We start from the raw sequence: 18,391 nt of genomic DNA on the forward strand, positions 1-18,391 counted from the left end.
TACTACCCCCGCCGCCCATCTCCCGCCCCCGGTCCGACGATCCGCGCCGCCGCCCGCAGCAGCATCGAGGACATGATTAGTGCTCACGAACTGACCAAGCGCTACGGCGGCAAGACCGTCGTCGAGGACCTCGGCTTCGAGGTCCACCCGGGCGCCGTCACCGGCTTCCTCGGCCCCAACGGCGCGGGCAAGTCCACCACCATGCGGATGCTCCTCGGCCTCGACGCCCCCACCCGCGGCCGCGCCACCGTCGGCGGCCGCTCCTACGCGGCCCACCCCGCGCCCCTGCACGAGGTGGGCGCCCTCCTCGAAGCCCGCTCCGTCCACCCGGGCCGCTCCGCGTACCACCACCTCATGGCGCTCGCCCACACCCACTCGATCCCGAAGAAGCGCGTCGACGAGGTCCTCGACCTCGTCGGCATCCAGGAGGTCGCCCGCAAGCGCGTGAAGGGCTTCTCGCTCGGCATGGGCCAGCGCCTCGGCATCGCGGCCGCGCTGATCGGCGACCCCGCCACCGTCATCCTCGACGAGCCCGTCAACGGCCTCGACCCCGAGGGCGTCCTGTGGATCCGCAACCTCCTCAAGTCCCTTGCCGCACAAGGCCGTACGATCCTCGTCTCCTCCCACCTGATGAGCGAGATGGCCCTCACCGCCGAGCACCTGATCATCATCGGCCGCGGCAGGCTCCTCGCCGACACCACCGTCGAACGCTTCGTACGCGAATCCGGCACCGGATCCGTCAAGGTCGTCACCCCCGAGGCCGGACTCCTCACCGAGCTGCTCACCGGCCCCGACGTGCGGATCTCCTGCGAGAGCCCCGGCACCCTCGACGTCCGCGGCACGGACGCCGAACACATCGGCCGCACCGCGGCGGCCCACGGCATCCCGCTCTTCGAACTCACCCCGCAGGAAGCCTCGTTGGAGCAGGCGTTCATGGACCTCACCCGGGACTCCGTCGAATACGTCGCCGCCCCGTCACTCGCCCAGTCCGAAGGAGCAGCGGCATGAGCACCCTCCAGACCGCCCCCGCCCAGAACACCCCCGCGACGCCCACCACTCCCGCGCCCTACCGCCTCACCACCAAGGGCATCCTGCGCTCCGAGTGGCACAAGCTGTGGACCCTCCGCTCCACCTGGATCACCCTGATCACCGCGAGCGCCCTGGTCCTCTCCGTCGGCATCATGATGGGCGCCACCTACGACGGCGACGACTCCGAGATCGACACGGTCGTCTTCGTCCTCTTCGGCACCCAGCTCTCGCAGATCTGCCTCGCCGTCCTCGGCATCCTCGTCATCGCGGGCGAGTACGCGACGGGCATGATCCGCGCCTCCCTCACCGCCGTCCCGCACCGGCTGCCCGTCCTGTGGTCCAAGGCCGCGGTCTTCGCGGGCGTCGCGTTCACGGCCACCCTCGTGACGAACACCGGCACCTTCCTCACCGCCCAGATCTGGCTCTCCGACACCGACAAGAAGCTGTCGCTCGCCGACCCCGGCGTCCTGGGCGCCCTCGCGGGCAGCGCCGCGGGCATCACCCTGATGAGCCTGATCGCCCTCGGCCTCGGCGCGCTGCTGCGCTCGGTGCCCGGCGCCATCGGGGCGTTCATCGCCGCCGTCCTCATCCTGCCGGAGATCCTGAAGACGCTGCCCTTCGACTTCGTCGACACCGCGGTCAGGTACCTGCCCGCCCAGGCCGCGAGCTCCCTCGGCTCGGTCGCCCGCGTCGAGGACACCATCGCTCCCGGCACCGCCCTGCTCACCCTCGCGCTGTGGACCGCGGCGCTCATCGCCGGGGCGTCCGTGCTCCTCAAGCGTCGCGACGTCTGAACCCGTGTGCGAAACGATCTCGTGTACGAGGATGAAGCGGTGACCGAGATACGGCCGACGTCGACCACCGGATCGACCACCGGCCTCCCGTACCTCCAACGCCTGACCCAGCGGGTGCGCGCCATCGACCGGCGCCACCCGCTGGTCTGGGACCTGCTCCTGACCGGCTTCTACGTGATCGTCGCCATCACCGACGTCGCGGGCGACGGCTGGCGCACCGTCGCCGCCGACCCCGGCGTCCCGCAGCCGCTGGTCATCGTCATGAGCCTCTGCTTCTCCGTACCGCTCCTCTGGCGCCGCCGCCACCCCATGGCCGTGCTCGCCTTCACGTCGGCCGTCGGCCTCGTCAACAGCGCCTCTGGCGCGCTGCTCCAGGCCGCGATGCTCCAGCTCATCGTCCTGTTCAACATCGCCCTGCGGCTGCCCCTGAAGACCCTCGGCACGGCGGGCGCGATGATGACGCTGCCGCTCGTCGTCGGCGTCGTCCGCTTCCCCGACGACAGCTGGGACGCGCAGATCGTCCCCTACCTCTGGGCGTACTCCCTCGTCGCGCTCCTCGGCATCGCGGTGCGCTCCCGCCAGGACCACACCGCGGCCCTCGTCGAACGCGCCCAGCGCCTCGAAGTCGAACGCGACCAGCAGGCGCGGCTCGCCACCGCCGCCGAACGCACCCGCATCGCCCGCGAGATGCACGACATCATCGGCCACAACCTCTCGGTCATCACGGGCCTCGCGGACGGCGGCTCGTACGCGGCCGCCAAGTCCCCCGAACGCGCCGCCCAGGCCCTCGAAGCCATCGGCACCACCAGCAGGCAGGCCCTCTCCGAACTGCGCCGCCTCCTCGACGTCCTGAGCGACGACGCCCCCGCCACCGCCGAACTCGCCCCGCAGCCCGCCCTGTCCGACCTGGCCCAGCTCATCGACGGCGTACGGGCCGCGGGCCTCCCCGTACGCTCCACGGTGCGCGGCGCCCCCGAGTCGGTCCCCGCGGGCCGCCAACTCGCCGTCTACCGCGTGATCCAGGAAGCCCTCACCAACACCCTCAAGCACGGCGGCCCGGACGCCACGGCGACGGTCGACGTCACGTACGCCCCCGACGGGGTGACGGTCGACGTCACGGACACCGGCACCGGCCGCGCTCCCGGCGCCCCCGGCACGCGCACGGACACGGGAAGCGGCCGAGGTCTGACCGGAATGCGCGAGCGAACCTCGTTGTACGACGGCACACTTGAGGCCGGCCCGCTCCCCCGCCCATCGGGCGGCTGGCGGGTCCACCTCCACCTCCCGCTCTCTCCCGCGAAGGACGACAAGACACCGTGACCACCGTGCTCCTCGTCGACGACCAGCCCATGCAGCGCTTCGGCTTCCGCATGCTCCTGGAGAGCCAGGACGACATGTCGGTCGCGGGCGAGGCGGGCAACGGCAGCGAGGCGGTCCGCATGACCGCCGAACTCCATCCGGACGTCGTCCTGATGGACATCCGCATGCCGGGCCTCGACGGCATCGAGGCCACCCGCCGCATCGTCGCGGCGGGCGACCGCACGCGCGTACTGATCCTCACGACGTTCGACCTCGACGAATACGCGTACGCCGGTCTGCGCGCCGGGGCGTCCGGTTTCCTCATCAAGGACGCGCTGCCGGAGGATCTCCTCTCCGGAATCCGCGCGGTCGCGTCGGGCGACGCGGTGGTGGCCCCGAGCCTGACCCGCCGTCTCCTCGACGCGTACGCCGATCACCTGCCCACGTCGGCCGTCCCCGCCGACCCTTCCCAGGATCCCCGCATCGTGTCGCTCACGGACCGCGAGCGGGAAATCCTGACGGTCATCGGCCAGGGCTGGACGAACACGGAGATCTCGGCCCGGCTGCATCTCGCGGAATCCACGGTGAAGACGCACGTGGGCCGCATCCTCGCGAAGACGGGAGCGCGGGACAGGGTGCAGGCGGTCATTCTGGCCTACGACACGAAGCTGGTGAGCCCTTCGTAAAAGGCGCCCACAAAAAGGCACCCGTCGTAAAAGGCGTCAGAACGTCAGGACGTCAGAACGCAGAAAACCCCCGCACCAAATGGTGCGGGGGTTTTCCCTAAAAATAGTTCGGCGGCGTCCTAATCTCCCACAGGGTCCCCCCTGCAGTACCATCGGCGCTGTGAGGCTTAGCTTCCGGGTTCGGAATGTAACCGGGCGTTTCCCTCACGCTATGACCACCGAAACACTATGAAACTGTCAACCGGAGCCGTGGCACATGGCTACGACGGTTGTTCGTGGTTTCAGAACCAACACAGTGGACGCGAGCAACTGAGGACAAGCCCTCGGCCTATTAGTACCAGTCACCTCCACCCGTTACCGGGCTTCCAGATCTGGCCTATCAACCCAGTCGTCTACTGGGAGCCTTAACCCCTCAAAGGGGGTGGGAATACTCATCTCGAAGCAGGCTTCCCGCTTAGATGCTTTCAGCGGTTATCCTTTCCGAACGTAGCCAACCAGCCATGCCCTTGGCAGGACAACTGGCACACCAGAGGTTCGTCCGTCCCGGTCCTCTCGTACTAGGGACAGCCCTTCTCAATATTCCTACGCGCACAGAGGATAGGGACCGAACTGTCTCACGACGTTCTAAACCCAGCTCGCGTACCGCTTTAATGGGCGAACAGCCCAACCCTTGGGACCGACTCCAGCCCCAGGATGCGACGAGCCGACATCGAGGTGCCAAACCATCCCGTCGATATGGACTCTTGGGGAAGATCAGCCTGTTATCCCCGGGGTACCTTTTATCCGTTGAGCGACGGCGCTTCCACAAGCCACCGCCGGATCACTAGTCCCGACTTTCGTCCCTGCTCGACCCGTCGGTCTCACAGTCAAGCTCCCTTGTGCACTTACACTCAACACCTGATTACCAACCAGGCTGAGGGAACCTTTGGGCGCCTCCGTTACTCTTTGGGAGGCAACCGCCCCAGTTAAACTACCCATCAGACACTGTCCCTGATCCGGATCACGGACCGAGGTTAGACATCCAGCACGACCAGAGTGGTATTTCAACGTTGACTCCACGAACACTGGCGTGCCCGCTTCACAGTCTCCCACCTATCCTACACAAGCCGAACCGAACACCAATATCAAACTGTAGTAAAGGTCCCGGGGTCTTTCCGTCCTTCTGCGCGAAACGAGCATCTTTACTCGTAGTGCAATTTCACCGGGCCTATGGTTGAGACAGTCGAGAAGTCGTTACGCCATTCGTGCAGGTCGGAACTTACCCGACAAGGAATTTCGCTACCTTAGGATGGTTATAGTTACCACCGCCGTTTACTGGCGCTTAAGTTCTCAGCTTCGCACGCCCGAAAGCGCACTAACCGGTCCCCTTAACGTTCCAGCACCGGGCAGGCGTCAGTCCGTATACATCGCCTTACGGCTTCGCACGGACCTGTGTTTTTAGTAAACAGTCGCTTCTCGCTGGTCTCTGCGGCCACCCCCAGCTCAGAGTGCAAGACTCATCACCGGTGATGGCCCCCCTTCTCCCGAAGTTACGGGGGCATTTTGCCGAGTTCCTTAACCATAGTTCACCCGAACGCCTCGGTATTCTCTACCTGACCACCTGAGTCGGTTTAGGGTACGGGCCGCCATGAAACTCGCTAGAGGCTTTTCTCGACAGCATAGGATCATCCACTTCACCACAATCGGCTCGGCATCAGGTCTCAGACTATGTGCAAGGCGGATTTGCCTACCTTGCGTCCTACACCCTTACCCCGGGACAACCATCGCCCGGGCTGGACTACCTTCCTGCGTCACCCCATCACTCACCTACTACAAGTCTGGTCCGTCGGCTCCACCACTTCCCTCAACTCCGAAGAGATCGGGACGGCTTCACGGACTTAGCATCGCCTGATTCGATGTTTGACGCTTCACAGCGGGTACCGGAATATCAACCGGTTATCCATCGACTACGCCTGTCGGCCTCGCCTTAGGTCCCGACTTACCCTGGGCAGATCAGCTTGACCCAGGAACCCTTAGTCAATCGGCGCACACGTTTCTCACGTATGTATCGCTACTCATGCCTGCATTCTCACTCGTGAACCGTCCACCACTGCCTTCCGGCGCGGCTTCACCCGGCACACGACGCTCCCCTACCCATCACGATCCCCGTTGGGGGTATATATCGCAATGACACGACTTCGGCGGTACGCTTGAGCCCCGCTACATTGTCGGCGCGGAATCACTAGACCAGTGAGCTATTACGCACTCTTTCAAGGGTGGCTGCTTCTAAGCCAACCTCCTGGTTGTCTGTGCGACTCCACATCCTTTCCCACTTAGCGTACGCTTAGGGGCCTTAGTCGATGCTCTGGGCTGTTTCCCTCTCGACCATGGAGCTTATCCCCCACAGTCTCACTGCCGCGCTCTCACTTACCGGCATTCGGAGTTTGGCTAAGGTCAGTAACCCGGTAGGGCCCATCGCCTATCCAGTGCTCTACCTCCGGCAAGAAACACACGACGCTGCACCTAAATGCATTTCGGGGAGAACCAGCTATCACGGAGTTTGATTGGCCTTTCACCCCTAACCACAGGTCATCCCCCAGGTTTTCAACCCTGGTGGGTTCGGTCCTCCACGACCTCTTACAGCCGCTTCAACCTGCCCATGGCTAGATCACTCCGCTTCGGGTCTTGAGCGCGCTACTAAATCGCCCTATTCGGACTCGCTTTCGCTACGGCTTCCCCACACGGGTTAACCTCGCAACACACCGCAAACTCGCAGGCTCATTCTTCAAAAGGCACGCAGTCACGAGACACCAAGCAAGCTTGATGTCCGACGCTCCCACGGCTTGTAGGCACACGGTTTCAGGTACTATTTCACTCCGCTCCCGCGGTACTTTTCACCATTCCCTCACGGTACTATCCGCTATCGGTCACCAGGGAATATTTAGGCTTAACGGGTGGTCCCGCCAGATTCACACGGGATTTCTCGGGCCCCGTGCTACTTGGGTGTCTCTCAAACGAGCCGCTGATGTTTCGACTACGGGGGTCTTACCCTCTACGCCGGACCTTTCGCATGTCCTTCGTCTACATCAACGGTTTCTGACTCGCCTCACAGCCGGCAGACTGTGAAAGAGAGATCCCACAACCCCGCATGCGCAACCCCTGCCGGGTCTCACACGCATACGGTTTGGCCTCATCCGGTTTCGCTCGCCACTACTCCCGGAATCACGGTTGTTTTCTCTTCCTGCGGGTACTGAGATGTTTCACTTCCCCGCGTTCCCTCCACACTGCCTATGTGTTCAGCAGCGGGTGACAGCCCATGACGACTGCCGGGTTTCCCCATTCGGAAACCCCCGGATCAAAGCCTGGTTGACGACTCCCCGGGGACTATCGTGGCCTCCCACGTCCTTCATCGGTTCCTGGTGCCAAGGCATCCACCGTGCGCCCTTAAAAACTTGGCCACAGATGCTCGCGTCCACTGTGCAGTTCTCAAACAACGACCAACCACCCATCACCCCGAACCAGTAGATCCGAGTGCACTGGGGTCGGCACTGAAGGCAGCCGAAACCGGCCGTACCTTCAGATACCCAACAGCGTGCCCGACCCGATCCCCTGACTTTCACGTTCCACGCCGAAGCAGTACTAGTGAAGCCAAGTCATCGTGCCGAGTAGTCAACGTTCCACCCATGAGCAACCAGCATCGAACATTCGCCGATGTACTGGCCTCTGACCGAGCGAACTCGGTAAGAAGTGCTCCTTAGAAAGGAGGTGATCCAGCCGCACCTTCCGGTACGGCTACCTTGTTACGACTTCGTCCCAATCGCCAGTCCCACCTTCGACAGCTCCCTCCCACAAGGGGTTGGGCCACCGGCTTCGGGTGTTACCGACTTTCGTGACGTGACGGGCGGTGTGTACAAGGCCCGGGAACGTATTCACCGCAGCAATGCTGATCTGCGATTACTAGCAACTCCGACTTCATGGGGTCGAGTTGCAGACCCCAATCCGAACTGAGACAGGCTTTTTGAGATTCGCTCCGCCTCGCGGCTTCGCAGCTCATTGTACCTGCCATTGTAGCACGTGTGCAGCCCAAGACATAAGGGGCATGATGACTTGACGTCGTCCCCACCTTCCTCCGAGTTGACCCCGGCAGTCTCCTGTGAGTCCCCATCACCCCGAAGGGCATGCTGGCAACACAGAACAAGGGTTGCGCTCGTTGCGGGACTTAACCCAACATCTCACGACACGAGCTGACGACAGCCATGCACCACCTGTATACCGACCACAAGGGGGGCACCATCTCTGATGCTTTCCGGTATATGTCAAGCCTTGGTAAGGTTCTTCGCGTTGCGTCGAATTAAGCCACATGCTCCGCTGCTTGTGCGGGCCCCCGTCAATTCCTTTGAGTTTTAGCCTTGCGGCCGTACTCCCCAGGCGGGGAACTTAATGCGTTAGCTGCGGCACCGACGACGTGGAATGTCGCCAACACCTAGTTCCCACCGTTTACGGCGTGGACTACCAGGGTATCTAATCCTGTTCGCTCCCCACGCTTTCGCTCCTCAGCGTCAGTAATGGCCCAGAGATCCGCCTTCGCCACCGGTGTTCCTCCTGATATCTGCGCATTTCACCGCTACACCAGGAATTCCGATCTCCCCTACCACACTCTAGCCTGCCCGTATCGACTGCAGACCCGGGGTTAAGCCCCGGGCTTTCACAACCGACGTGACAAGCCGCCTACGAGCTCTTTACGCCCAATAATTCCGGACAACGCTTGCGCCCTACGTATTACCGCGGCTGCTGGCACGTAGTTAGCCGGCGCTTCTTCTGCAGGTACCGTCACTTTCGCTTCTTCCCTGCTGAAAGAGGTTTACAACCCGAAGGCCGTCATCCCTCACGCGGCGTCGCTGCATCAGGCTTTCGCCCATTGTGCAATATTCCCCACTGCTGCCTCCCGTAGGAGTCTGGGCCGTGTCTCAGTCCCAGTGTGGCCGGTCGCCCTCTCAGGCCGGCTACCCGTCGTCGCCTTGGTGAGCTTCTACCTCACCAACAAGCTGATAGGCCGCGGGCTCATCCTTCACCGCCGGAGCTTTCAACCCTCTCCCATGCGAGAGACGGTGTTATCCGGTATTAGACCCCGTTTCCAGGGCTTGTCCCAGAGTGAAGGGCAGATTGCCCACGTGTTACTCACCCGTTCGCCACTAATCCACCCCGAAGGGCTTCATCGTTCGACTTGCATGTGTTAAGCACGCCGCCAGCGTTCGTCCTGAGCCAGGATCAAACTCTCCGTGAATGTGTACCGGTAATCCGGTGCGACACCACGAGAGCGGAACCAAGGAGAGGAATAATCCCCTCGGTTCACAGCGTCCTCGCTGTGCTGCCTGCACGAGCCTCAAGGGCCGTACAGGACTTTTTCAAAGGAACCTCAACTCACCGAAGTGAGTCGGGGTATCAACATATCTGGCGTTGACTTTTGGCACGCTGTTGAGTTCTCAAGGAACGGACGCTTCCTTTGTACTCACCCTCTCGGGCTTTCCTCCGGGCGCTTCCCTTCGGTGTTTCTTTTTGTTCTTCGTTCTTGCGTTTCCGACTCTATCAGACTCTTTCGTGTCCGACTTCCTCGGTGCCTTTCCGGTTCCCGCTCCAGCCTTTCGGCTTTCGCGTTTCCCTTTCCGGCGGTTCCGACTCTATCAGATCCTTTCGGGCCCGATTCCCAGTCGAAGTGGGGTTGTCTTCCCGGCTGTTGGGCCGTTCCGACGTCTCAAACTCTAGCGGGTTTTCCCGGCGACTCATAATCGAGTCTTGGAATTGAATTCGGGCATGCCGAATGCGTTCCGTTGGGAGGTTGTGCTGAGTTTGGTTTGCCGCTCAACAGCGGCGGGAGGTGCTGTCGCAGAACCGTTACGGCTCTGTGGCAACCCGAAGAACCTTACGGATCGGGCAGGTGGCTGTCAACCTTCGCAGGTGGACGGTTTCGCGGCCGGTCGTGGACCGGCCGCGGGCCCTCGGGCCGGGTCGTTCAGTCCAGGTCGTTGAGGCGGCCGCCGGCATCCGGCTGGGCGTCCTCGACCCGGCGGAGGAGGCGGGTCAGTACTTCCCCGAGGACACCGCGCTCGTCCTGGGACAGGTCCTGGAGGAGGTCCTCCTCGAAGACCGTGGCGAGGCGCATCGCCTCCAGCCACTTCTCGCGGCCCTCCGCCGTCAGCTCGACGATCACACGGACGCGGTTGGACTCGTCGCGGTCCCTGGTGACGAGGCCCTCCCCGACCATGCGGTCGATGCGGTGGGTCATGGCCGCCGGGGTGAGGCCGAGGCGCTTGGCCAGTTCCCCGGGTCCCATTTGGTAGGGGGCTCCGGAGAGCACCAGGGCCTTGAGGACCTCCCACTCGGCGTTGCTGATGCCGAGCGTCGCGGTCTGGCGGCCGTAGGCGACGTTCATGCGGCGGTTCAGCCGGCCGAGGGCCGAGACGATCTCCTCGACCTGGGGGTCGAGGTCCTGGAACTCCCGTTGGTACGCGGCGATCTGCTCTTCAAGTGTCGGCTCACTCGGGCCGGGGGTGTCACCCATGGGCCGAGTATGGCACGCCCCCACTTGGCATTGAAGTCCTTCAGTGTGTACTGTTTAGATCCTAACTTTAGCTTCGAAGTCTTCACTTCTAACTCCTAAGGCAGGTGAAAGTGACCAGGGCGATGGGCGCGCAGATGCGCCGGATCCACGTGGGCAACGCACTGAGTGCGTTCGGTCTCGGCTTTACCGTCCCCTTCCTGTACGTCTACGTGGCGCAGGTGCGGGATCTGGGTGCGGTGACGGCGGGCCTCGTGCTGGCCGCCTTCGCCGTGGCCGCGCTGATCGTGCTGCCGTTCTCCGGTCGGGCCATCGACCGACGGGGGCCGCTGCCCGTACTGATCGTCGCGCTGTTCACCGCCGCCGTGGGTGCCATGAGCCTCGGGCTCTCCAGCAGCCCCGAGTTCGTCCTCGCCTCGGCAGGGCTGCTCGGAGCCGGTCAGGCCGTGATGCAGCCCGCGCTCGCCACGATGATCGTGGAGTGCTCCACCCCGGCCACCCGGACGCGCGCGTTCGCCACCCAGTTCTTCCTGCAGAACCTGGGCCTCGGCGTCGGCGGTCTCATCGGCGGCCAGATCGTGAAGCACGAGCGGCCCGGCGACTTCACGCTGCTCTTCGCCATCGAGACGGTCATCTTCCTGATCCTCATCGCCGTGATGCTGACCGCGCGCATCCCCCGCTCGGCACGGATCGCCGACGCCACCCCGCAGGCGCGGGGCAGCATGCGGGACGTCTTCCGCAACCGCGTCATGCTCCAGCTGTGCGTCCTGGGCTTCGTGGTCTTCTTCGCCTGCTACGGACAGTTCGAGTCGGGTCTCTCGGCGTACGGCGTGGAGGCCGCGGGCATCTCGCCCTCGACGCTCGGCATCGCCCTCGCCGCGAACACCGGCGCCATCGTGATCGCGCAGTTCGCGGTCCTGCGGTTCGTCGAGCGGCGCAAGCGCTCCCAGGTCATCGCGTCCGTGGGCCTCATCTGGGCCGTGGCGTGGATCGCCGCCGGGTACGCGGGGATGGGGCACGGCAGCCAGGCCATGGCCACCGCCGCGTTCATCTCGACGTACGCCCTGTTCGGGCTCGGCGAGACGATGCTCGCGCCGACCGTCGCGCCGCTGGTCGCCGATCTGGCTCCTGAGTCGATGGTCGGGCGCTACAACTCGGCCTTCGCCCTGGTCAAGCAGTTGGCCCTCGCGGTGGGACCGGCCGTGGGCGGGCCGATGGGTGCCACGCTGCACGCTCCGTACATCGTGATGTTCCTGCTGTTCTCGCTGGGCATGACCGTGCTCGCGCTGCGGCTCGGCCGGCAGCTGACGCCCGCGCAGAACCACCCGTACAAGGAGAGCAGCCGGGTCGTGGCGCAGGGCGCCCCCGAGCCGGTCACCGCCGGCTCCTGAGCGGGCCGTCCCCGAAAACGCACCTCTCCGTAGGCCCCGGTTCCCCGAACCGGGGCCTACGCGCGTGGGAGGGCGAATTCGCACCAGACGGCCTTGCCGCCGCCCGGTGTGCGGCGCGAGCCCCAGCTGGAGGCGATCGTGGCGACGATGGCGATGCCCCGGCCCGCCTCGTCGGCCGGTTCGGCGCGGCGGCGGCGCGGCAGGTGGTCGTCGCCGTCGGTGACCTCGATGATCAGGCGGCGGTCGGTGCGGCGCAGGCGGAGGCGCATCGGCGGGGTGCCGTGCTGGAGGGAGTTGGCGACCAGTTCGCTGGCCGCGAGGACGCCCAGGTCGTGCAGCTCGGGCGAGAAGCGCCAGCTGGCCAGGACGCCCGTGGCGAAGGCACGCGCGCGTGGGGCGGCTTCCACGCCGCCGAGCAGTTCGAGGGCCGCGTTGCGGAAGAGCTCGGCGTCGGAGCCGGTGCGGGCGGGGTGCTGGAGGACCAGGACGGCGACGTCGTCGTCGTGGTCGGCCGTCACGCCCAGGGCGCGGATCAGCCGGTCGCACACCACCTGGGGCGTGCCGGTCGCACCGGCGAGCGCGCGCTCCAGGGAGGCCACTCCCTCGTCGATGTCCTCGCTGCGCCGCTCCACCAGGCCGTCCGTGTAGAGGACCGCCGTCGAGCCGGGGCTCAGCGGCACGGACCCGGATGTGTGCATCCAGCCGCCCGTGCCGAGCGGGGGTCCCGTGGGCTCTTCGGCGCGGTGGATCACGCCGTTCTCGTCGCGTACGAGGATCGGCAGGTGCCCCGCGGACGCGTAGACGAGGCTTCCTTCGTTCGGGTCGTGCACCGCGTAGACGCAGGTGGCGATCTGGCTCGCGTCGATCTCGGCGGCGAGGCCGTCCAGGAGCTGGAGGACCTCGTGCGGGGGCAGGTCGAGGCGGGCGTAGGCGCGCACTGCTGTGCGGAGCTGGCCCATGACGGCCGCCGCGCGCACGCCGCGGCCCATCACGTCGCCGATGACGAGGGCGGTGCGGCCGCCGCCGAGGGTGATCACGTCGTACCAGTCGCCGCCGACCGCGGCCTCGGTGCCGCCGGGCTGGTAGGTGGCGGCGATGCGGAGGTCGTCGGGCTGCTCCAGCTCCTGGGGCAGCAGGGACTTCTGGAGGGTGACGGCCGTCTCGCGCTGGGCGCGCTCGCTGGTGCGCAGGCGCTCGGCGGCCTCGGCGTGGTCGGTGACGTCGGCGGCGAACACCAGGACGCCGCCACCCTCTTCGGGGCCCGCCGCCGAGCCGCCGAGCGGCAGCGTCACGGGGGTGCACGTAAAGGTGTACGACCGGCCGCCGGACGTCCTGCGGGACTTGACGGTGCGTGGCTTGGAGCTGCGCAGGACCTGGTCGAGGAGGGGCAGCAGGCCCAGTTCGTCGAGCTCGGGCAGGGCGGCGCGCGCGGGCTCGCCCACGGGGCGGGGGCCGAAGGCGGCGACGTACGCGTCGTTGACGTACGCGATGCGGTGGTCGGCGCCGTGCACGAGAGCGACGAGGGCCGGGATGTGGTCGAGGACCTCGCGCGCGGGCAGTTCGTCGATCTCGCCGACGGGCAGCGGATCCGGTCCTTCGGCGGGCCGCTCGACGCGGGCCGCCGGGACGGAGCTCTCGCCCCGCGGTGCCGGGGAGGTCCCCTGTTCGGTCCGCGCTGCTGCGCGGCGCTGCGTTCCGGGGAGCCGGGCGCTCCAGCGCGTGAAGTTCACTGCGGTAGGCCTCGTGGTGTCGCTTCTGGATCGGAAACACAGCATGTCGAGGGGCGAACGGCCCCGGTGTCGGCCTGACGGCCCGCCCATGGTCACACGAACAGTCTGGCCGACCGGACTGACATCCGTCAGACGCCGGTCCTGTGCGGGCAGTTCCTGACTCCGGTCAGGAGGACTCCTTCGGGCGCTTGCCCCCGGCCGCGAGTTCGAACTCCGCACGGGGATGTTCGAGCGACCCCAGGGAGACGATCTCGCGTTTGAACAGGCCGGACAGGGTCCATTCGGCGAGCACACGGGACTTGCGGTTGATGGTCGGCACTCTGCTCAAGTGGTAGACGCGGTGCATGAACCAGGCAGGGTAGCCCTTCAGCTTGCGTCCGTAGACGTGCGCGACACCTTTGTGCAGTCCCAATGACGCCACGGAGCCGACGTATGCGTGCGTGTACTCCTGGAGGGGCTGCTCGCGCAGTGCCGCGGTGATGTTGTCGCCGAGGACCTTGGCCTGGCGTACCGCGTGCTGGGCGTTGGGCGCGCACTCCTTGCCGGGGGCGGTGACGTCGGGGACGGCGGCCGCGTCTCCCGCGCCCCACGCGTGCGTGGTGCCCTCGACGGTCAGCTGTGCGGTGCACTTGAGTCGGCCGCGTTCGTTCAGCGGCAGTCCGGAGGCGGCGAGGACGGGGTGCGGTTTGACGCCCGCGGTCCACACGACGGTCCTGGTCGGGAAGCGCGCGCCGTCGCTGAGCACCGCGACCCGGTCCTCGCACGAGTCGAGGCGGGTCTCCAGGCGTACGTCGATATTGCGCCGTCGCAGCTCGCCCACGGTGTACTTGCCCATCTCCTCGCCGACCTCGGGCAGGATCCGGCCCGATGCCTCGACGAGGATCCACTTCATGTCCTCGGCCTTGACGTTGTGGTAGTACCGCGAGGCGTAGCGGGCCATGTCCTCCAGCTCGCCGAGCGCCTCGACGCCCGCGTAGCCGCCGCCCACGAAGACGAAGGTCAGGGCGGCGTCGCGGACAGCGGGGTCGCGGGTCGAGGAGGCGATGTCCATCTGTTCGATGACGTGGTTGCGCAGCCCGATGGCCTCTTCGACGGTCTTGAAGCCGATGGCGTACTCGGCGAGTCCGGGGATGGGCAGGGTGCGCGCGATGGAGCCGGGCGCCATGACGATCTCGTCGTAGGCGATGTCGACGGCTCCCGTGCCCTCCTCGTCGGTGGCGAGCGTGGTGAAGGACGCGGTGCGCTTGGCGTGGTCGACCGAGCGGATCTCGCCGATGACGATGCGGCACTTGTCGAGGACGCGGCGCAGCGGGACGACGACGTGGCGCGGCGAGATGGATCCGGCGGCCGCCTCGGGCAGGAACGGCTGATAGGTCATGTACGGATCGGGCGTGACCATGACGATCTCGACCTCACCCCGCTTGAGCTCCGCCTTCAGCTTCCGCTGGAGGCGCAGCGCGGTGTACATGCCGACGTAGCCGCCGCCGACGACGAGGACGCGCACAGGGTCCGGGGATGCGGGGGTCGTCCCCCGGGAGATCGCAGCCTTCACCATCCCATGACGCACCCGGCTCCCGAGTTTGTCCACAGGCCCGGCAATTTGTGTGACCGGAGGCGGCGCGTGGCGGGCGGTCGCGGGCCCGTCGCGGCTCGGGAAAGGTATGCAGGTCAGCGCGTGGAGAGGGGGTACGGGGGTGGGGTGCGATACGGCCTGAAAAGGTGCGTACTCCGATCGGGGGGAACCCTGTGCGGAACCCGCCTCTTCTGAATTGACTCTGGCTCAACTATGTTCGTGTGACGTCGGGGTGTCGGGGGATGCACTCGTCGAGCCGAGAATTCGGGCTCGCGGAAGGGTTCGCTCCTCACACGCCGGTAGCCAATGGCGGGGAGTGTCTCCGGGGGGAGACGTCATTACCGGGGGAACGTGTATGCACATTCAGGAGACCCACTGGACTTCCGCTGCCGCATCGGCATCAGCCGTCGGCCCGAGCGGGAACGGACGTGACATGGGGGAAGGAGCGCGCACGACGCCACTGCGTGTCGACGCACAGCGCAATCTCGAACATGTACTTCGGGCGGCACGCGAGGTCTTCGGCGAGCTGGGGTACGGCGCGCCGATGGAAGACGTCGCGCGTCGCGCGCGGGTCGGCGTCGGCACTGTCTACCGACGCTTCCCGAGCAAGGACGTGCTGGTCCGGCGCATAGCCGAGGAGGAGACCTCCCGGCTGACCGACCAGGCGCGTGCGGCGCTCGGACAGGAGGACGAGCCGTGGTCGGCGCTCTCGCGCTTCCTGCGGACGTCCGTGGCATCGGGGGCGGGCAGGCTGCTGCCGCCGCAGGTGCTGCGGGTGGGCGTCGAGGAGGGCGCCCCTCAGGAGGACGAGGCGCGGGTGCCGCAGCAGCGGCAGTCGGTCCCCGACTCTCCCGAGCTGCGTCTGATCGAACAGCGCCAGGCGCCCGTCGAGGAGTCGACGATCGCGGCCATGAGTGACGACGCGGGGGCGGCGACGCTGCTCGACGTCGTCGGACGCCTCGTGGACCGGGCCCGCGCCGCGGGCGAACTGCGTCCGGACGTGACGGTGTCGGACGTGCTCCTCGTGATAGCGACGGCGGCGCCCTCGCTGCCGGACGCGGCACAGCAGGCGGCGGCCTCTTCGCGGCTGCTCGACATCCTGCTCGAAGGGCTGCGCTCGCGGCCCGCGTAGCCGGATCGGTTCGCCTGTCCGCTCGCTCCATGCGGTGGAGGCTCAACTCCAGTGATCGCAGCGACTGTTGAGCCTTCCCCGAATGGGTGAACGGTAGTGCTCGATTACGGGAAGTCGCCCCGGACGGGTGGTTGCCCGTCATCGCTGTCGGTCTGAGCGCGGCCGTGTGGCACTCTTTCCCGGTGGTCGGGTCTGAGTGTGCAACCGGGGGCGTTCCGCGATGAGTGTTGACGGTCGGGACGAGCCGTCCGCAGGTTTCGGCGAGGAGGCCCCCGCGGGAAGCGGCGGCACGGAGACCGGCGGGCTGCCCTCCCGGCAGGTGCCGAGCCAGGGCGGGCCGCCCGGCGACGGCGCGGCGCATCCGGCCGGTGCCGGTGCCTCCGCGGGTTCGACGGGCCCCGCGGACCCGGCGGCGGAGGCCGATCCGAGCGTGCCCTCGCAGCGGGAGGGCGGCGCGGGAGTGCTGCCGCCCGCAGGCGGTGAAACGCCACTTCCCGACGCCGACTTGATCGCGGGCATGCGCGCGGGCGACGACTCGGCGTACGAGGAGCTGTACCGCAGGCACGCCGAGGCCGTCCGGCGGTACGCCCGCACCTGCTGCCGTGACGCGCACACCGCCGACGACCTCACCGCCGAGGTCTTCGCCCGCATGCTGCAGGCGGTGCGCGGCGGCAGCGGGCCCGAGCACGCGGTGCGCGCCTATCTGCTGACCACGGTCAGGCGCGTCGCCGCCGGGTGGACGAAATCGGCCAAGCGCGAGCACCTGGTCGACGACTTCGCGGTGTTCGCCGCGCAGGCGGCCCGCGGCGCCGAGGTCTCCGACGACGACACGCTGGACCTGGGCGCGGACGTCCGCGCGATGCACGAGGCCGAGCAGTCCATGGCCATGCAGGCGTTCCGGAGCCTGCCGGAGCGCTGGCAGGCCGTGCTGTGGCACACGGAGATCGAGGACGAGTCCCCGAGCGAGGTCGCCACGCTCTTCGGCCTGGACGCGAACGGCACGCGGGTGCTCGCGAGCCGGGCCCGCGAGGGCCTCAAGCAGGCCTATCTGCAGGCGCACGTGAGCACCACGCTCACCGAGAGCGAGGAGTGCGCGCGCTACGCCGACCGGCTCGGCGCCTACGCCCGCGGCGGCCTGCGCACCCGAGCCGAGCGCGGCCTGCGCAAGCACTTGGAGGAGTGCGCCAAGTGCCGCCTCGCGGCGGGCCAGATCAAGGAAGTCGCCAGCGGCATCCCGGCGGTCGTCCCGATCGCGGTCATCGGCTGGTTCGGTGCCGCCGGGTACGCGAAGGTGGCCGCGCTCATCGGCGGCGGCACGGTGAGCGCCGGTGCGGCCGGGGCCGCGGCCGCGGCGAGCGGGTCGTCGTCCGGAGGGGCGGCGAGCGGTGGTGCCGCCGCGTCCGAGGGCCTCGGGGCCCCGGCGAAGGCGGGCATCGCGGCGAGCGTCGTCGTGGCGGCCGGGGTCGCCGCGGCGATCGCGCTGACCGGTGGCGGTGGCAAGCCCAAGGCGGATCCGCCGCCGAAGGCCAAGGAGCCCGCGGTCTCCGAGTCGATCGTGCCGCAGAAGCCGCCGTCCCCGGAGCCGAAGCCCAAGCCGCCACCGCCGCCGCGCGCGCCCGAGCCGACCCCGAAGCCCACGCCCACCCCCACGCCGAAGCCGAAGCCTCCCGCGAAGGAGAAGCCCAAGCCGAAGCCGCCGCCCCCGCCCAAGCCCAAGCCGACCCCGCCGAAGCCCACCCCGACTCCGACGCCGACCCCGACCCCCACTCCGGCGCCGAAGGTCTACCAGTGGAACGAGCTGGGGTACGGCGCGTTCGGTGACGGCACCAAGCCCGAGATGCGGCTCGGCGAGAGCAGCTGGGTGTGGCAGCGCTGGGGTCTGTCGATCGCCGACAAGGAGTACGGGCACGGGGTGACCGTGCACGGCGAGTCCTCCGTGACGATCGACCTGAACCGCAGCTGCTCGACGTACGACGCGCTCGTCGGTGTCGACGACATGACGATGGGGCTCGGTCAGGTGCGCTTCTCGGTGTACGCGGACGGCGCGCGGATGTGGCAGTCGCCGCTGATGAAGGGCGGCGATCCCGCGGTGCCCGTGCAGGTGAACCTGACCGGGCGCAAGACGGTCCGGCTCGTCGTCGAGCCGCACACGCCCTTCGACTCGGTGGCGCTCGCGGACTGGGCGCAGTCCCGGCTGCGCTGCACCTGAGCCGCCCGGGTCG

The 18,391-nt window shown here is 67.0% G+C and carries 10 protein-coding genes and 3 rRNA genes; 7 read left to right on the forward strand and 6 right to left on the reverse strand.

From position 1 onward, the window contains the following. Positions 1-72: 72 nt before the first annotated feature. The 4 genes from KY5_RS19420 to KY5_RS19435 are packed head-to-tail and all read left to right on the forward strand — an operon-like array spanning position 73 to position 3,808. The gene (locus tag KY5_RS19420) at positions 73-1,008 is read left to right on the forward strand and encodes an ATP-binding cassette domain-containing protein (protein ID WP_098243450.1); all 936 of its coding nucleotides are present in this window, start codon (positions 73-75) and stop codon (positions 1,006-1,008) included. Further along, a complete protein-coding gene (locus KY5_RS19425; RefSeq protein ID WP_098243451.1) occupies positions 1,005-1,823 on the forward strand; it encodes an ABC transporter permease in 819 nt (272 codons plus the stop codon). Before KY5_RS19420 ends, KY5_RS19425 begins: the two co-directional genes overlap by 4 nt. A gap of 39 nt (positions 1,824-1,862) precedes the next feature. Beyond that, positions 1,863-3,143 carry a sensor histidine kinase gene (locus KY5_RS19430; RefSeq protein WP_098247362.1) on the forward strand — a complete coding sequence of 427 codons (1,281 nt, stop codon included), beginning with the start codon at positions 1,863-1,865 and terminating at the stop codon, positions 3,141-3,143. Then, entirely contained in the window at positions 3,140-3,808 is a 669-nt protein-coding gene (locus KY5_RS19435) for a response regulator (RefSeq protein WP_098243452.1), read from the forward strand. Before KY5_RS19430 ends, KY5_RS19435 begins: the two co-directional genes overlap by 4 nt. Positions 3,809-3,914: 106 nt before the next feature. Here the strand turns inward: KY5_RS19435 and rrf are convergent. From rrf to KY5_RS19460, 4 genes are all read right to left on the reverse strand, one after another. Further along, positions 3,915-4,031: ribosomal RNA gene (rrf, locus tag KY5_RS19440) — 5S ribosomal RNA — on the reverse strand. A gap of 88 nt (positions 4,032-4,119) precedes the next feature. After that, positions 4,120-7,245, reverse strand: a 23S ribosomal RNA gene (locus KY5_RS19445). A gap of 300 nt (positions 7,246-7,545) precedes the next feature. Beyond that, a 16S ribosomal RNA gene (locus KY5_RS19450) occupies positions 7,546-9,071 on the reverse strand. The 16S, 23S and 5S rRNA genes sit together here, the layout of an rRNA operon. 726 nt (positions 9,072-9,797) lie before the next feature. Beyond that, positions 9,798-10,346 carry a MarR family winged helix-turn-helix transcriptional regulator gene (locus KY5_RS19460; RefSeq protein ID WP_098243453.1) on the reverse strand — a complete coding sequence of 183 codons (549 nt, stop codon included), beginning with the start codon at positions 10,344-10,346 and terminating at the stop codon, positions 9,798-9,800. A 122-nt stretch (positions 10,347-10,468) separates the two neighbouring features. Between KY5_RS19460 and KY5_RS19465 the strand changes: the two genes are divergently transcribed. Next, on the forward strand, positions 10,469-11,734 hold the full coding sequence (locus tag KY5_RS19465) for an MFS transporter (RefSeq protein ID WP_098243454.1): 1,266 nt from the start codon (positions 10,469-10,471) through the stop codon (positions 11,732-11,734). A 56-nt stretch (positions 11,735-11,790) separates the two neighbouring features. Here the strand turns inward: KY5_RS19465 and KY5_RS19470 are convergent, their stop codons facing one another. After that, positions 11,791-13,464 carry an ATP-binding SpoIIE family protein phosphatase gene (locus KY5_RS19470; RefSeq protein ID WP_098243455.1) on the reverse strand — a complete coding sequence of 558 codons (1,674 nt, stop codon included), beginning with the start codon at positions 13,462-13,464 and terminating at the stop codon, positions 11,791-11,793. A 166-nt stretch (positions 13,465-13,630) separates the two neighbouring features. After that, a complete protein-coding gene (locus KY5_RS19475) occupies positions 13,631-15,019 on the reverse strand; it encodes an NAD(P)/FAD-dependent oxidoreductase (protein ID WP_098243456.1) in 1,389 nt (462 codons plus the stop codon). A gap of 373 nt (positions 15,020-15,392) precedes the next feature. Between KY5_RS19475 and KY5_RS19480 the strand changes: the two genes are divergently transcribed. Both KY5_RS19480 and KY5_RS19485 read left to right on the forward strand, forming a co-directional pair. Further along, positions 15,393-16,169 (forward strand): TetR/AcrR family transcriptional regulator, encoded by a 777-nt coding sequence (locus tag KY5_RS19480; RefSeq protein ID WP_098243457.1) that lies wholly within the window; start codon positions 15,393-15,395, stop codon positions 16,167-16,169. A gap of 220 nt (positions 16,170-16,389) precedes the next feature. Further along, the gene (locus KY5_RS19485) at positions 16,390-18,378 is read left to right on the forward strand and encodes a sigma-70 family RNA polymerase sigma factor (protein ID WP_098243458.1); all 1,989 of its coding nucleotides are present in this window, start codon (positions 16,390-16,392) and stop codon (positions 18,376-18,378) included. Positions 18,379-18,391 lie beyond the last annotated feature (13 nt).

It is taken from the genome of Streptomyces formicae (assembly GCF_002556545.1).
GTDB classification, from domain to species: domain Bacteria; phylum Actinomycetota; class Actinomycetes; order Streptomycetales; family Streptomycetaceae; genus Streptomyces; species Streptomyces formicae_A.